This window comes from Allorhizobium sp. NPDC080224 (assembly GCF_050281005.1).
Lineage (GTDB): Bacteria > Pseudomonadota > Alphaproteobacteria > Rhizobiales > Rhizobiaceae > Allorhizobium.
The window spans coordinates 267,800-280,788 of the sequence record NZ_JBNNWJ010000001.1 but is presented as its reverse complement, the minus strand read 5'-3'; the positions used below and the strand labels follow the sequence as shown (position 1 = coordinate 280,788).

The 12,989-nt window shown below is 62.6% G+C and carries 16 protein-coding genes; 11 read left to right on the top strand and 5 right to left on the bottom strand.

Going from position 1 to position 12,989, the window contains the following annotated elements; translation table 11 throughout:
• Positions 1 to 37: 37 nt before the first annotated feature.
• The 8 genes from ACQKP1_RS01400 (at position 38) to guaA (ending at position 7,597) form a co-directional block, all read left to right on the top strand.
• Positions 38 to 1,564 (top strand): di-heme oxidoredictase family protein, encoded by a 1,527-nt coding sequence (locus ACQKP1_RS01400; RefSeq protein ID WP_427273925.1) that lies wholly within the window; start codon positions 38 to 40, stop codon positions 1,562 to 1,564.
• Positions 1,564 to 2,670, top strand: a complete 1,107-nt coding sequence (locus ACQKP1_RS01395) for an imelysin family protein (RefSeq protein WP_427273924.1) — start codon at positions 1,564 to 1,566, stop codon at positions 2,668 to 2,670. Before ACQKP1_RS01400 ends, ACQKP1_RS01395 begins: the two co-directional genes overlap by 1 nt.
• 1 nt (position 2,671) lies before the next feature.
• The gene (locus tag ACQKP1_RS01390) at positions 2,672 to 3,748 is read left to right on the top strand and encodes a DUF1513 domain-containing protein (protein ID WP_427273923.1); all 1,077 of its coding nucleotides are present in this window, start codon (positions 2,672 to 2,674) and stop codon (positions 3,746 to 3,748) included.
• 39 nt (positions 3,749 to 3,787) lie between these two features.
• The gene (locus tag ACQKP1_RS01385) at positions 3,788 to 4,240 is read left to right on the top strand and encodes a TspO/MBR family protein (protein WP_427276376.1); all 453 of its coding nucleotides are present in this window, start codon (positions 3,788 to 3,790) and stop codon (positions 4,238 to 4,240) included.
• 67 nt (positions 4,241 to 4,307) lie between these two features.
• The gene (locus ACQKP1_RS01380; protein WP_203019223.1) at positions 4,308 to 4,757 is read left to right on the top strand and encodes a PaaI family thioesterase; all 450 of its coding nucleotides are present in this window, start codon (positions 4,308 to 4,310) and stop codon (positions 4,755 to 4,757) included.
• Positions 4,754 to 5,392, top strand: a complete 639-nt coding sequence (locus ACQKP1_RS01375) for a 5'-methylthioadenosine/S-adenosylhomocysteine nucleosidase (RefSeq protein WP_203019222.1) — start codon at positions 4,754 to 4,756, stop codon at positions 5,390 to 5,392. The genes ACQKP1_RS01380 and ACQKP1_RS01375 overlap by 4 nt, the downstream gene beginning before the upstream one ends.
• Positions 5,393 to 5,443: 51 nt before the next feature.
• Positions 5,444 to 5,926, top strand: coding sequence for a hypothetical protein (locus ACQKP1_RS01370; protein ID WP_427273922.1), 483 nt, complete (start codon positions 5,444 to 5,446; stop codon positions 5,924 to 5,926).
• Between the two features lie 108 nt (positions 5,927 to 6,034).
• Positions 6,035 to 7,597: a glutamine-hydrolyzing GMP synthase gene (gene guaA / locus ACQKP1_RS01365; RefSeq protein WP_427273921.1), complete on the top strand. Its 1,563-nt coding sequence runs from the start codon at positions 6,035 to 6,037 to the stop codon at positions 7,595 to 7,597.
• A gap of 74 nt (positions 7,598 to 7,671) precedes the next feature.
• Here guaA and ACQKP1_RS01360 read toward each other — a convergent pair whose 3' ends face one another.
• The gene (locus tag ACQKP1_RS01360) at positions 7,672 to 8,235 is read right to left on the bottom strand and encodes a methylated-DNA--[protein]-cysteine S-methyltransferase (protein ID WP_427276375.1); all 564 of its coding nucleotides are present in this window, start codon (positions 8,233 to 8,235) and stop codon (positions 7,672 to 7,674) included.
• A 172-nt stretch (positions 8,236 to 8,407) separates the two neighbouring features.
• Here ACQKP1_RS01360 and ACQKP1_RS01355 point away from each other — a divergent pair, with 172 nt between their 5' ends.
• The 3 genes from ACQKP1_RS01355 to ACQKP1_RS01345 all read left to right on the top strand — a co-directional run bounded on the left by ACQKP1_RS01355 (position 8,408) and on the right by ACQKP1_RS01345 (position 10,559).
• A complete protein-coding gene (locus ACQKP1_RS01355; protein ID WP_427273920.1) occupies positions 8,408 to 8,758 on the top strand; it encodes an ArsC family reductase in 351 nt (116 codons plus the stop codon).
• A gap of 4 nt (positions 8,759 to 8,762) precedes the next feature.
• On the top strand, positions 8,763 to 9,236 hold the full coding sequence (gene ybaK / locus ACQKP1_RS01350; protein WP_427273919.1) for a Cys-tRNA(Pro) deacylase: 474 nt from the start codon (positions 8,763 to 8,765) through the stop codon (positions 9,234 to 9,236).
• Positions 9,237 to 9,308: 72 nt separating this feature from the next.
• The gene (locus ACQKP1_RS01345; RefSeq protein ID WP_427273918.1) at positions 9,309 to 10,559 is read left to right on the top strand and encodes an aminopeptidase; all 1,251 of its coding nucleotides are present in this window, start codon (positions 9,309 to 9,311) and stop codon (positions 10,557 to 10,559) included.
• A 10-nt stretch (positions 10,560 to 10,569) separates the two neighbouring features.
• Here the strand turns inward: ACQKP1_RS01345 and ACQKP1_RS01340 are convergent, their stop codons facing one another.
• The 4 genes from ACQKP1_RS01340 to ACQKP1_RS01325 form a co-directional block, all read right to left on the bottom strand.
• Positions 10,570 to 11,688, bottom strand: coding sequence for an endonuclease/exonuclease/phosphatase family protein (locus tag ACQKP1_RS01340; protein ID WP_427273917.1), 1,119 nt, complete (start codon positions 11,686 to 11,688; stop codon positions 10,570 to 10,572).
• A 111-nt stretch (positions 11,689 to 11,799) separates the two neighbouring features.
• A complete protein-coding gene (locus ACQKP1_RS01335; protein WP_427273916.1) occupies positions 11,800 to 12,150 on the bottom strand; it encodes a hypothetical protein in 351 nt (116 codons plus the stop codon).
• Between the two features lie 197 nt (positions 12,151 to 12,347).
• Entirely contained in the window at positions 12,348 to 12,728 is a 381-nt protein-coding gene (locus ACQKP1_RS01330) for a DUF6481 family protein (RefSeq protein WP_427273915.1), read from the bottom strand.
• A 27-nt stretch (positions 12,729 to 12,755) separates the two neighbouring features.
• Positions 12,756 to 12,977 (bottom strand): hypothetical protein, encoded by a 222-nt coding sequence (locus tag ACQKP1_RS01325; RefSeq protein WP_427273914.1) that lies wholly within the window; start codon positions 12,975 to 12,977, stop codon positions 12,756 to 12,758.
• Positions 12,978 to 12,989 lie beyond the last annotated feature (12 nt).

Sequence of the window (12,989 nt, the reverse complement as noted above, 5' to 3'; positions counted from 1 at the left end):
GGCGGGTCGTCCGGTTGCCGGGCGACCCGATCCATCCATGAACACCGTGCGACTCCATCTGAGCGGCCTCGGTCTTGCCTTGATGATCGGCCTGCTATTCTCCACCGCGATCGCTGCTGAACTGAGCGAACGCACGGATCTGTCACCCAAGGATAAGGCACGCGTCGCCAGCGTTACGCGTCCGACCGAGGATTTCAGCAAGGCCGAGGCCTTCGAACTGATGCAGGGTGGCGCGGGCACATCTCCGCGCGGCGTGAGCGCCGACTCCTTTTCCGATTTCTCCGCCAACATCACCTTCGCCGAGGAAGAAGAGTTCAAGCTTGGCAATGCGCTCTTCCGCAAGCTCTGGGTCTCCTCCCCCTCCTCCACCCAGGCCTCGGACGGACTCGGCCCTCTCTTCAACGCTCGGGCCTGCCAGAGCTGTCACCTGAAGGACGGGCGCGGTCATCCGCCCGAGGGCGACCGCGACCACACCTCCATGTTCTTCCGCCTCGCCCGCCCCGCCGCCACGGCGGAGGAGAAGGCGAAGCTCGAACGGCTGGAGGTCGCCTCCCTGCCCGACCCCGTCTATGGCGGTCAGCTGCAGGACCAGGCCGTTCCCGGCATCGCCGCGGAAGGCCGCATGGCCATCATCTACACCGAAGAGCCGGTGAGACTGGCTGGCGGCGAGACGGTGATGCTGCGCCGCCCCAGCTATTCCGTCAGCGATCTGAACTACGGCCCGCTCGATCCGACGACCGTTCTCTCACCCCGCATCGCCAATCCGATGATCGGGCTCGGCCTGATCGAGGCGATCCCCGAGGAAGACATCCGTGCACTCGCCGATCCCGATGACCTCGATGGTGACGGCATTTCCGGACGCACGGCCCGCGCCCGCGATCACCGCACCGGCGAGATCAAGCTCGGCCGCTTCGGCTGGAAGGCGCAGAACGCCTCGGTGCGCGACCAGAGTTCCAGCGCCTTTGCCGGCGATATCGGGATTTCGACGCCCGATGATCCCAGGCATTTCGGCGACTGCACGGTACAGCAGACCGCCTGCCTCGAAGCGGCCACCGGAGTCCAGCCGCGCCTCGGCGATACCGAAGGCCCCGCGCCGGTGCTCGATCTCGTCACCTTCTATGCCAAGAACCTCGCCGTGCCGAAGCGCCGCGATGTCGGCAACACAGAAGTCCTGCGCGGCAAGGAAATCTTCTATGCGAGCGGCTGCATTGCCTGCCACCGGCCGAAATTCGTCACCAGCCGCAAGGCCGAGAATAAGGCACAGGCCTTTCAGCTGATCTGGCCCTATTCCGATTTTTTGCTGCATGACATGGGCGAAGGTCTCGCCGATGGCCAGCCGGTCGGCGATGCCACCGGCCAGGAGTGGCGCACGCCGCCGCTCTGGGGTATCGGTCTGACGCAGGTGGTGAGCGGCCACACGTTCTTCCTGCATGACGGCCGGGCGCGGAACCTGACGGAAGCCATTCTTTGGCATGGCGGTGAGGCAGAAGCCGCCCGCAATGCCTTTGCCGCCGCCACCCCCGAGGACCGCGAGGCCCTGATCACATTCCTGGAGTCTCTCTGATGCGGTTCATCACGCGCCTTGCCCTCCTCTTCACGATGTCGCTGCCCCTGCCCGCGCTGGCGCAGGAATCGAGCCCGACCGTCGGTGTGCTCGACGCTGCCAAGGTGCCGGCCGTGATGACACGGGCCGTCGACGACTTCATCCGCCCCGGTTACCGCCACTTCACCGAAAAGGCCGCGACCATGGAGAAATCCATGGCCATGCTTTGCGAAGCGCCCTCGACCGAGAGCCTCACCAAGGCGCAATCGACCTTCGGCGATCTCGTGGAAGCCTGGTCGCGCATCGAGATCGTCCGGGTAGGCCCCGTTCTCGACGACAACCGCTTCGAGCGCATCCTGTTTTTCCCCGATCGCAAGGGCACCGGGCTGAAGCAGGTACAGGCAGCCCTTGCCAAACCCGATCCGAGCGTGACGTCGGTCGAGACGCTGAAAGGCAAGAGCGTCGCCATGCAGGGACTGGGCGCGCTGGAATTCGTGCTCTTCGGCACCGGCTCGGAAACCCTCACGACCAACGACGGCGCCTATCGCTGCCAGTATGGCACGGCGATCGCGGCGAACCTCAAGCGCCTCGGCGCGGAACTGACAGCCGCCTGGGATGCGCCGGATGGCGTCTCTGCCGCCTGGAAGACGCCGGGACCGAGCAATCCGCTCTACCGCGACGAGGCGGAGGCCGCCAAGGAACTGCTCGGCGTGCTCGTGCATGCCGCCGAGACAATCCGCGATCAGCGCATCGAACAGTTCTACAAGGGCGATCCGAATAAGGCCCTGCCGCGTCAGGCGATCTACTGGCGCTCCGGCAATACCTTCCGTTCGATCACGGCCAATCTCGAGGGACTACGCGACCTGCTCGACACCTCGGGCATGGCGGAGCTTCTGGCCGAGGACAATCGCTCGGTCGTCTCCTCGACCGATTTCGTTGCCCGCTCACTGTCGCGGATCTCGGCCGACATCAAGCCAGATGTAGCTCAGGTCATCAAGGATCCGGCCCAGATCGCCAAGCTTGACTTCCTTCTGCTCAACAGCCGCGACCTGATCCTCAGGCTCAACAACGATCTCGGCGGCGGCATCGGGCTTGCTGCGGGCTTTTCCTTCTCCGACGGCGACTGAGATGATCGCAACGCCGCTCATTGATCGCCGTGTCTTTCTGCGTTCCGCAGGCCTCGCCTTCGTCGCGGGGCTTGGCGCACGGTCGGCCTTTGCGCTTGAGCGCACGGATGCGGTCTATGCCAGCGGCTTGAAACGTCACGATGGTTGCTTTGCAATCGGCCTCGTCAGTGAACAAGGGACACTGATCGACGAGATCGCGCTGCCTGGCCGTGTCCACGGGCTCTGCCACAGCGCCGCAAACGGGCTTTCGGTCGCCTTCGCCCGCCGGCCCGGCACCTTTGCCGTGGTCTTCGACGCCAAGAGGCGTGTGGAGCCGCGCATCGTGACAGCGGCCGAAGGTCGCCATTACTTCGGTCACGGCGCCTTCTCGCCCGATGGCCGGCTCTTCTATGCGAGCGAAAACGACTTCGACACCAATGCCGGCGTCGTCGGCATCTATGACTGCATTGCCGGCTTCGAACGCGTGGGCGAGGTTCCTGCCCATGGCATCGGCACACATGACATCACCGTCACCGCCGATGGTCTCCTTGTCATTGCCAATGGCGGGATCGAGACCCATCCGGATTTCGGCCGGACCAAGCTCAACCTCGACCATATGGAGCCTTCGCTGGTTCTGGCCGATGCCAAGACAGGCGCGCTGATCGAGAAACATGTGCTGCCGCCGGATCTCAAGCAGCTTTCCACGCGTCACCTCGATGTAGCACTAGATGGTCGGATCTGGTTCGCCTGCCAATATGAGGGGCCGCGCACCGATCGGCCGCCGCTGGTCGGGCATTTTACCAAGGGGGCGCCGATTTCCTTCGTCGAACTGCCCGACAATACGACCGACCGGCTCGGCAATTATGTCGGTGCCATCGCGGTCAACCGTACGCAGGGGCTCGTCGGCATCGCGTCACCAAAGAACGGGCTCTGGGCCATTCTGGACGGCAGGGATGGCCGGCTGATTTCCGAAACGGTCCTTACCGATGCGGCAGGCATTGCCCCCTCGCCGACCAGCTTTGCCGTCTCCTCCTATCGCGGTGACTTTCTCGACCGAAAGAACCCAGTCGCGTGGGACCAGCATATCATCCGGCTTTAAAGACTGGCCGAAGTGCAAGGATTGCCCTAGATGCCTGCCATGTCCAAGATCCTGAGCTACATCCTCTTTATCGGTTTCGTCGTTGGCGCGGGGCTACTCGCCGGCCTCACCAATGCGCCCGGCGACTGGTACCAGTCGCTCGAAAAGCCGTTCTTCAACCCGCCCGCCTGGCTTTTCGGCCCGGTCTGGACGACGCTCTACGTGTTGATCGGCGTGGCTGGCGCCCGGATCTGGCAGCGCGCGCCGAAATCGGCGGCCATGCAGCTCTGGTTCGCGCAGATGGCCTTGAACCTGATGTGGTCGCCGGCCTTTTTCGGTCTGCAGAACCCCGAACTGGCGCTTGCCGTCATCGTGGGCATGCTGGTGACGATCATCGCCTTCATGATCAAGGCGAGGCCGATCGACCGAATCTCGACGCTGCTCTTCGTGCCCTATCTCGCCTGGGTCACCTTCGCCGGCATTCTCAATCTCAGCCTCGCCTGGCTGAACTGAATTTGCCGGTCGCCGGGTTGCCTGCCTGGAACGACCGTGCCAATTTCGCCGCCGAAGGGGACAAGGCATGGTGGACTACGATCAGGAGGCCGTGGAAACACGGATTCGGCAGAGTTTCGCGCGGCAGGGAGCCATGGAAACGCTCGGGGCTTCACTGTCGAGCGTTAGCCCCGGCGTCGTTGAGATCGAACTCGACTATGACCGCAAGCTGACCCAGCAGCATGGTTTCCTGCATGCTGGCGTGATCTCAGCCGCCCTCGATACCGCCTGCAGCTATGCGGCCTATACGGTGACCACGCCCGAAGTCTCGCTGCTCACCATCGAGTTCAAGGTGAACCTGATGTCGCCGGGGCGCGGCGAGCGCTTCCTGTTTCGCGGCGAAATCACCAAGCCCGGCTCCAACATCATCGTGGCAGACGGACGCGGCTACGCGCTGACAGACGGTCCGGCCAAGCTGATCGCCTCGATGACCAGCACGATGATGGTGATCCGCGGTCGCGAGGGCATTTCCGGATGACCTATGAGATGAAGCCGATCGCCGGCAAAAGCGTGCTTTTCGTGATGGCAGCGGATGCCGAATACGGCGTCTTCCTGCGCACCCGCATCTCGCCGCTGATGACCGGAGTGGGACCTGTCGAGGCTGCCGTTGTCCTGACCAAGGAACTCGCCCGCCTGTCGAGCCACGACGACCTGCCGGATCTCGTGGTCTCGCTGGGTTCGGCCGGATCGGCGACACTAGAACAGGCGGAAATCTATCAGGTCTCGGCCGTCTCCTATCGCGACATGGATGCCTCTGCCTTCGGTTTTGAGAAGGGCAAGACGCCGTTTCTCGATCTCCCCGTTTCCGTCGAGCTACCGTTGCGCATCCCCGGCATTCCAACGGCGACGCTGTCGACCGGGGCGAATGTCGTCTCAGGCGTAGCCTACCAATCAATCGATGCGCAGATGGTCGACATGGAGACCTTCGCGATCCTGCGCGCCTGCCAGAGCTTCAACATTCCGCTGATCGGGCTGCGCGGCATTTCGGATGGCCGTGACGACGTCAACCATATCGACGACTGGACGCAGTATCTGCACGTCATCGACAAGAAGCTGGCGCTGGCGGTCGATGGTCTGCAGACAGCGCTTGAAGACGGCGTCTTCTGGTTTTAAGCCGCACCGCTATACGTTCAGTTCTTTCAGCACTTTCTGGGACAGCCTTTAATGCGGACATTTGTCGCCTCACTGACCAGCATTGCACTCCTGGTATTTGGCGGATGCGCATCGAGGGCTGACAATAGACTGCCGCCCGAGATCCAAGAAATGCTGAAACAGCATGAGAGGTCTCGCGCACAAGACACTCAACGGCTGCCAAGCTCCGGAGAACGCGAAGTTATCGGCCCCGAAGGAAAGACCTACTTCGTCAGTCAGACGGCCATGCAAAGCGGCGTTGCGGAGTATGGGCCGAATCTGACAATCGTCATCAACAAACCGGACGACGCGTCCGAACTGTCGATGGAGGCTAAGGTGGCGTTTATCGACAAGCTCCTTACAGAGGCATGTGCGGAGGTTCAGGGGCGTCCGACAACCGAAAACATCATCACGGACGTCAGTCATAAATCGGGTGTCGACGTCCAGAGATATGAATGGCAAGGCAAACATTGGGTTTCGTGGAAGAAGCTCGTCTATTGCCGGCCAACACGGTGATCAGCCCGCCGGAGCAACCTCCCCTCTGCTGAGAGGCTGCACAAAAATTCGAGATTCTCTGGGCGATCTGCCATTGAAACAGGGCGCCTTTTTCTTTAAAGGCTCGCCATGACCCAGACAGCACATCCCGACAGTGTTCTCATCGTCGATTTCGGCAGCCAGGTAACGCAGCTGATCGCACGCCGCGTTCGTGAATCCGGCGTCTATTGCGAAATCGTCCCCTTCCAGTCCGCCGAAGAAGGCTTCAACCGCCTGAAGCCCAAGGCGATCATCCTGTCGGGAAGCCCCGCTTCCACGCTGGATGAAGGAAGCCCCCGGGCACCGCAGGTGCTGTTCGACAGCGGTCTTCCGATCTTCGGCATCTGCTATGGCCAGCAGACCATGTGCGCCCAGCTCGGCGGCAAGGTCGAAGGCGGCCATCACCGCGAATTCGGCCGCGCCTTCCTCGAAGTCGAACAGGATTGCGACCTCTTCAACGGTCTCTGGTCGGTCGGCTCCCGCCACCAGGTCTGGATGTCGCATGGCGACCGCGTCACCGCGATCCCGCCGGGCTTCAAGGTGCTCGCCACCTCGTCCAACGCACCGTTCGCCTTCATCGCCGACGAGGCGCGCAAGTATTATGCCGTGCAGTTCCACCCTGAGGTCGTTCACACGCCCGATGGCGCGAAGCTCATCCAGAACTTCGTGCAGAACATCGCCGGCATCAAGGGCGACTGGACCATGCATGCCTATCGCCAGAAGGCGGTCGAGCAGATCCGAGCCCAGGTTGGCGACAAGCGCGTCATCTGCGCGCTCTCGGGCGGCGTGGATAGCTCCGTCGCAGCCCTGCTGATCCACGAGGCCGTCGGCGATCAGCTGACCTGTATCCTCGTCGACCACGGGTTGATGCGCAAGAACGAGGCGGCCGATGTCGTTGCCATGTTCAAGGAACACTACAACCTGCACCTCATCCATGTGGATGCGGTCGACAAGTTCGTCGGCGAACTGGAAGGGGTTTCCGATCCGGAAACCAAGCGCAAGATCATCGGCCGCCTGTTCATCGAGACCTTCGAGGACGAAGCCAAGAAGCTCGGTGGCGCTGACTTCCTCGGCCAGGGCACGCTTTATCCCGACGTCATCGAAAGCGTCTCGTTTACCGGCGGTCCATCGGTGACGATCAAGAGCCACCACAATGTCGGCGGCCTGCCCGATCGCATGAACATGAAGCTCGTCGAACCGCTTCGCGAGCTTTTCAAGGACGAAGTGCGCGTGCTCGGCAAGGAGCTCGGCCTCCCCGATAGCTTTATCGGTCGCCACCCCTTCCCCGGTCCGGGTCTCGCCATCCGCTGCCCAGGCGGCGTGACGCGCGAAAAGCTCGACATCCTGCGCGAAGCCGATGCCATCTATCTCGACGAGATCCGCAAGGCCGGCCTCTACGACGCGATCTGGCAGGCCTTTGCCGTGCTGCTGCCGGTCCAGACCGTCGGTGTCATGGGCGACGGCCGCACCTATGAGTTCGTCTGCGCGCTGCGCGCCGTCACCTCGGTCGACGGCATGACCGCCGACTTCTACCACTACGACATGGAATTCTTGGGACGGGCGGCTACCCGGATCATCAACGAGGTCCGCGGCATCAACCGCGTCGTCTACGACGTGACGTCCAAGCCGCCGGGCACAATCGAGTGGGAATGAGGCAGGCGCCTTAACTCTGACAACGCCAATAGAACGGAGGGCCATCGCCCTCCGTTTTTTTTCTTGGCCCCTTCTCAGAAGCCGAAGGACTGCTGGGCCGGGGTCGTGTCGGGCAATTCGACACCTTCCAGCTCAAGCATACGCTGCTTGGAGTCCGATCCGCCGGGGGCGGAAAAGCCACCGATCTTGCGACCCGCCGCCAGAACCCGGTGGCAGGGAATGATCAGCGGGATCGGGTTCTTGGCCATGGCCTGGCCGACCGTCCAGGCGCCTGCCGGCCCAAGCTGAAGCTCTCCGGCGAGGCCGCCATAGGTCGTCGTGCTGCCCCAGCCGAGACGGCGGGTGGCCAGATAGATCTCGCGGTACAGATCCGTCTGGGCGGAAAGGTCGAGGCGCAGGTCGGAGAAGTGGCTGCGTTCGCCTTCGAAGTAGGCTCGCACGCGATCGATGACAGCAGCGATTTCGGGTATCGGAGACGCGCGCTCCGCGCCCGTAAAACGCCGACGAATGGCGCGCTCTGCCTGCTCCGTCTCGTCACCCGGCAGGTGAAAGCCGCAAATTCCTTCATCGCTCCAGGCGATCGCACAGGTGCCACTCTTCGTTTCGAACACCGCAAACGCGTGGTTGGTCCCCATGATCAAGCATCCTCTCCTGACGGTACAGGTTGGCCCGCTCTACGTGATCGATCAACCCGTTTCATGCCTGGACCGCAAAGACTTTCAACGGGTGTGCAGGGCAGCCAAGCGGTCGGCTTGCCAGCCGTGGGATCGTCTTGCTATCCGTCGGTCACGAACAGGAGACAAGCGGCCCATGGCAATCACCATCTACGGCATCAAGAACTGCGACACGATGAAGAAGGCGCGCACCTGGCTCGACGAGCATGGCGTGGCGCATGACTTCCACGACTACAAGGCCAAGGGCATCGATGCGCCGACGCTCGACAGCTGGATCGGCAATGTTGGCTGGGAAGTATTGCTCAACAAGGCCGGCACCACCTTCAAGAAGCTCGACGAGGCGCAGAAAGAGAACCTTGACGCAACGAAGGCCAAGGCGCTGATGCTGGAGCAGCCGTCGATGATCAAGCGGCCGGTGCTCGATGTCGACGGCAAGCTCACGGTCGGCTTCAAGCCGGAGATCTATCAGCAGACCTTCAAGGCCTGACCCCATGGCCAAGACCACCCGCGCCACGCAGTTTCTCGACAAGGCCGGTGTGGCCTATACCACCGTGGCCTATGACTACGACCCGAATGCCGAGCGCATCGGGCTGCAGGCGGCGGAAGCGATCGGCGAGCATCCATCGCGGGTGCTGAAAACGCTGATGGCCGAGCTCGATGGCAAGCCGGTCTGCGTGGTCGTGCCCTCCGACAAGGAAGTGTCGATGAAGAAGCTCGCCAGCGCCTTCGGCGGCAAATCGGCGGCGATGATGAAACCGGCCAATGCAGAGAAGCTTACCGGCTTCGTGGTTGGCGGCATCAGCCCCTTCGGCCAGAAGAAGCAGGTGCCGACGGCCATCGAGATATCAGCTATGGATGAGGCGCTCGTCTATATGAATGGCGGGCAGCGCGGGTTGCAGGTACGGCTTTCACCGCAGGATGCGCTGAAGGCGCTTGGCGCGATCGCGTCGCCGCTGGTGGCCTGACCTTCGCCCATGGTCTGGACTTCGCCATCTTTCCCCTTAAGTCTGGCGTGACAGCCACAACAGGAATACCCCATGACCCTTCCCGATCTTTCCGCCTCCATCGATCCGACCAAGCTCGACAAGCTCGCCGAGGTGGCGATCAAGGTCGGGTTGCAGCTGCAAAAGGGCCAGGACCTGGTGCTGACGGCGCCGCTCGTTGCCGTACCGCTGGTGCGCCTGATCACGGCGCATGCTTACCAAGCAGGTGCCTCGACGGTCACCACCTTCTATTCGGATGAAGAGACAACGCTCGCGCGTTATCGCCATGGTCATGACGAAAGCTTCGACCGGGCGCCGAACTGGCTCTTTGATGGCATGGCCAAGGCTTACGAGAACGGCGCCGCGCGCCTTGCGATCGCTGGCGACAATCCGTTGCTGCTGTCGCAGGAAGACCCGACCAAGGTGGGGCGCGCCAACAAGGCGACCTCGATCGCCTACAAGCCGGCACTCGAGCATATCTCCAATTTCGACATCAACTGGAACATCTGCTCCTATCCCAACCCGTTCTGGGCGAAGCTCGTTTTCCCTGACATGCCGATCGAAGAGGCCGTGCGCAAGCTGGCGGATGCCATCTTTGCCGCGTCGCGCGTCGATCGCGATGATCCAATCGCGGCCTGGGCCGAGCACAACGGCGAACTCAAGAAGCGGTCGACCTGGCTGAATGGCGAGCGTTTTGCAGCGTTGCATTTCACCGGCCCCGGCACGGATCTCACTGTCGGTCTTGCGGACGGCCACGAATGGCATGGCGGCGCCTCAACGGCGAAGAACGGCGTGACCTGCAATCCGAACATTCCGACGGAGGAGGTCTTCACCACGCCGCATGCGCTGAAGGTAGAGGGCCATGTCTCCTCAACCAAGCCGCTTTCCCACCAGGGCACGCTGATCGACAATATCCAGGTGCGCTTCGAAGGCGGGCGCATCGTCGAGGCCAAGGCTTCCAAGGGTGAAGCTGTGCTCAACAAGGTGCTCGACACCGACGAGGGCGCACGCCGTCTCGGCGAAGTGGCGCTGGTGCCGCATTCCTCGCCGATCTCGGCCTCGGGCATCCTCTTCTACAACACCCTCTTCGACGAAAACGCCTCTTGCCACATCGCGCTCGGCCAGTGCTATTCGAAATGCTTCCTCAATGGCGCCTCGCTCAGCCAGGACCAAACCAAGGCGCAAGGCGGCAATTCCTCGCTCATCCACATCGACTGGATGATCGGCTCGGACAAGGTCGACATCGACGGCATCCGTGCGGATGGCTCGAAGGTGCCGGTGATGCGCAAGGGTGAGTGGGCTTGAGTCCTTTGCCTCAGATGTCGAGATCGACCCAGAGTGCCGCGTGATCGGAGGCCGCATCCTGCGGCCTCTTCAGCTCCTCATAGGTGTCCCAGCGCTTCGGCCTCGATCCCGGCCACATGCCGGTGCGGATCACTCCGCCCTTTTCCACCTTGTCGATGAGGTTCGGCGAGAGCAGCAGATAGTCGATCTTGTTGCCCGGATTGCAGAGGCCATAGGTGCCCTTGTAGCCACCATCGTCGAAAGCCGGATGAGTAAAGGCATCGGTCATGCCGCCATGCTTGAGGAGCGGACTCAGGGGATCGCTGTCGGGCGTATCATTGAGGTCGCCGATGACAGCGACATAATCCCAGCCCTCGGCGATGCGCTCCTTAACGATCTCGGCAACGCGCGTCGCCTGGGCCTTGCGGCGCCGGTCGGACTCGGCCTTGCCGCCGAAACCCTTGCTCTTGAAGTGGTTGACCATCACCAGCAACCTGTTGCCGCTTGCGGTCGTCACCTCGAATTCCGGGCAGTCGCGGGAGAAGATGATGCGGTCGCTGCCATCGGATAGCCGGTCGTCGACATGGCTGCGCATCCGGCCGATCGGAAATTGTGGGCCGGACATCAGGCCGACATCGATGCCGCGCTCGTCATTGCCATCGATCAGCATCACGTGGCGAAACGGTGTGCCTCCGATCGAGGCGAGAACCTCGTCGCTGAAGGCCTTGAGCACGGGGCGGCTTTCCGCTTCGACCACGCCCAGCACGTCCGCCTTCAGGTCGCGGATCACGCGCGCGGTGTTGCGCATGGCGTGTTCGTTGATTGGTTCGTCGCGCAGTTCGAGCGAGCCGACCCAATCGGCGCGACCAGACGCTGTGATCTCGATGCCGCCTGTCTTGGGGCGCTTCAGAAGACCGCCGCGATTTCGGCGCATAATGACAAAGGGACCGATATCGCTCTTTTCCATGCCGAGCGCGACGATGAGTTCGGCCATCTTTTTCCGGGCCGTCGGTGTATAGGTGACCTCGCCCAGAAGCGCGTTGAGTTCCGCAAACTTCTCAAGAACGGGGCGCCCATCCTCCCAGGTCTCCAGGTTCATCGCCCTGGCGCGATCAAACAGGTTTTCGACGTTGTAGACTGCAAGGCGCATCACTCCCTCCCAGGCTCACGGACCGGGAAGGAGTCATATCAGAGATTTGTGATGCGCGCATGTCGCGAAACGTCAGAGACGTCCCGCGAAAAACGCGCAGCCAGATCTCACTCAGCGATAATAAACGATCTTGCCACCGTTGAAGGCGGTCTCGACCCACAGGACGTTATGCACGGCAATGCCGCGGACCTGGAGCGCTGCAGTCAGGCTCGGGTCTTCCGTCACGGCTGCCTGGGCGAGCCGCAAACTGTTGCCGGTGGGGTAGGTGACCTGCATCGGATAGGTATGACGGTCGACACCGCCACGATCGACGCGGATCGCGGTGACATTGCCGTTATATTGCTTGCCGAAGAGGATTTCGCGGGGCGTCCAGCCGCCTGCCTCGACATAGGTCGCGGCACCGGCCGGAAGGGCAGCGAAGGTTGCCGCAGCAAGGGCTGCGGCGACGACGAATTTCTTCATGGTGATCATTCTCCTTTTCGCCAGATGCTTGGGAGCACATCCGGCTTCGTCCGGACATGTGGCGATCGAAAGAATGGTTTTCCAGTATAATCACATCAGCTTGACCGGTTGCGCGCAACCGATCGCGGTGACGGAGTGTTCACCGCCGCCCGATCCGGGCCGCAACAAAGCAGCCCGACGACGGAGTGTGACTGCAATCAGCCCTGGCGGGCCTTGCGGGCAGCGTAGCGACGGTCGCGCTCGGCCTTGCGGGCGGCTTCGTCTTCGACAACGCGGCTGATGCGCGATGCTTCGGCCTCTTCACGGGCGTCCTTCTCGGCATTTGCCGCGGCGATCGCCGCTTCTTCGCGCTCGCGTGCCTCTTGCTCGGCCCGGATCTTTTCCTCGGCCTTCAGGCGGTCGCGTTCGGCGTGGCGCTTGACGCGCTCTTCGGCACGGGCAGCGCGTTCGGCCATGCGAGCTTCACGCTCGGGGTCGGCTGCGGCATGGGCGGCCTTGTAAGCCTGGAGCAGTGCTGCCTTAGCGTCGTTTGCGGTGGTGCGGCGCTCGGCGAGGCCATGGTCTCTCGTAAATTTCATTGGGGCTCCGATCTCTTGGAACTGGGGTCAGGTACGGGCGCGCTTGGCGACCAGAGCCGCCGTTGCGCTTTCGCGCGCTTCGCGTTCGCGGGTCAGACGGGCTTCGCGCAGGCGCAGCGTCTTCTCGTCACGGGCGGAGGTGATCGCGTCCTGCTCGTCGAGCGCGCGGCCGCGGGCCAGAAACTGCGACTGCGTCTTCGCAAAGGCGATCTCGGCGGTCTGACGCGACTTGGTGAGTTGCTCGGTCATGTCATCTCCTTT

What these genes read in the sequence shown, in the direction of transcription:
- ACQKP1_RS01375 (WP_203019222.1), top strand. Translation starts at nt 4,754, where the DNA reads ATGACCTATGAGATGAAGCCGATCGCCGGCAAAAGCGTGCTTTTCGTG.
- ybaK (WP_427273919.1), top strand. Translation starts at nt 8,763, where the DNA reads ATGGCCAAGACCACCCGCGCCACGCAGTTTCTCGACAAGGCCGGTGTG.
- ACQKP1_RS01370 (WP_427273922.1), top strand. Translation starts at nt 5,444, where the DNA reads ATGCGGACATTTGTCGCCTCACTGACCAGCATTGCACTCCTGGTATTT.
- ACQKP1_RS01400 (WP_427273925.1), top strand. Translation starts at nt 38, where the DNA reads ATGAACACCGTGCGACTCCATCTGAGCGGCCTCGGTCTTGCCTTGATG.
- ACQKP1_RS01325 (WP_427273914.1), bottom strand. Translation starts at nt 12,977, where the DNA reads ATGACCGAGCAACTCACCAAGTCGCGTCAGACCGCCGAGATCGCCTTT.
- guaA (WP_427273921.1), top strand. Translation starts at nt 6,035, where the DNA reads ATGACCCAGACAGCACATCCCGACAGTGTTCTCATCGTCGATTTCGGC.
- ACQKP1_RS01345 (WP_427273918.1), top strand. Translation starts at nt 9,309, where the DNA reads ATGACCCTTCCCGATCTTTCCGCCTCCATCGATCCGACCAAGCTCGAC.
- ACQKP1_RS01380 (WP_203019223.1), top strand. Translation starts at nt 4,308, where the DNA reads ATGGTGGACTACGATCAGGAGGCCGTGGAAACACGGATTCGGCAGAGT.
- ACQKP1_RS01340 (WP_427273917.1), bottom strand. Translation starts at nt 11,688, where the DNA reads ATGCGCCTTGCAGTCTACAACGTCGAAAACCTGTTTGATCGCGCCAGG.
- ACQKP1_RS01390 (WP_427273923.1), top strand. Translation starts at nt 2,672, where the DNA reads ATGATCGCAACGCCGCTCATTGATCGCCGTGTCTTTCTGCGTTCCGCA.
- ACQKP1_RS01395 (WP_427273924.1), top strand. Translation starts at nt 1,564, where the DNA reads ATGCGGTTCATCACGCGCCTTGCCCTCCTCTTCACGATGTCGCTGCCC.
- ACQKP1_RS01355 (WP_427273920.1), top strand. Translation starts at nt 8,408, where the DNA reads ATGGCAATCACCATCTACGGCATCAAGAACTGCGACACGATGAAGAAG.
- ACQKP1_RS01335 (WP_427273916.1), bottom strand. Translation starts at nt 12,150, where the DNA reads ATGAAGAAATTCGTCGTCGCCGCAGCCCTTGCTGCGGCAACCTTCGCT.
- ACQKP1_RS01330 (WP_427273915.1), bottom strand. Translation starts at nt 12,728, where the DNA reads ATGAAATTTACGAGAGACCATGGCCTCGCCGAGCGCCGCACCACCGCA.
- ACQKP1_RS01385 (WP_427276376.1), top strand. Translation starts at nt 3,788, where the DNA reads ATGTCCAAGATCCTGAGCTACATCCTCTTTATCGGTTTCGTCGTTGGC.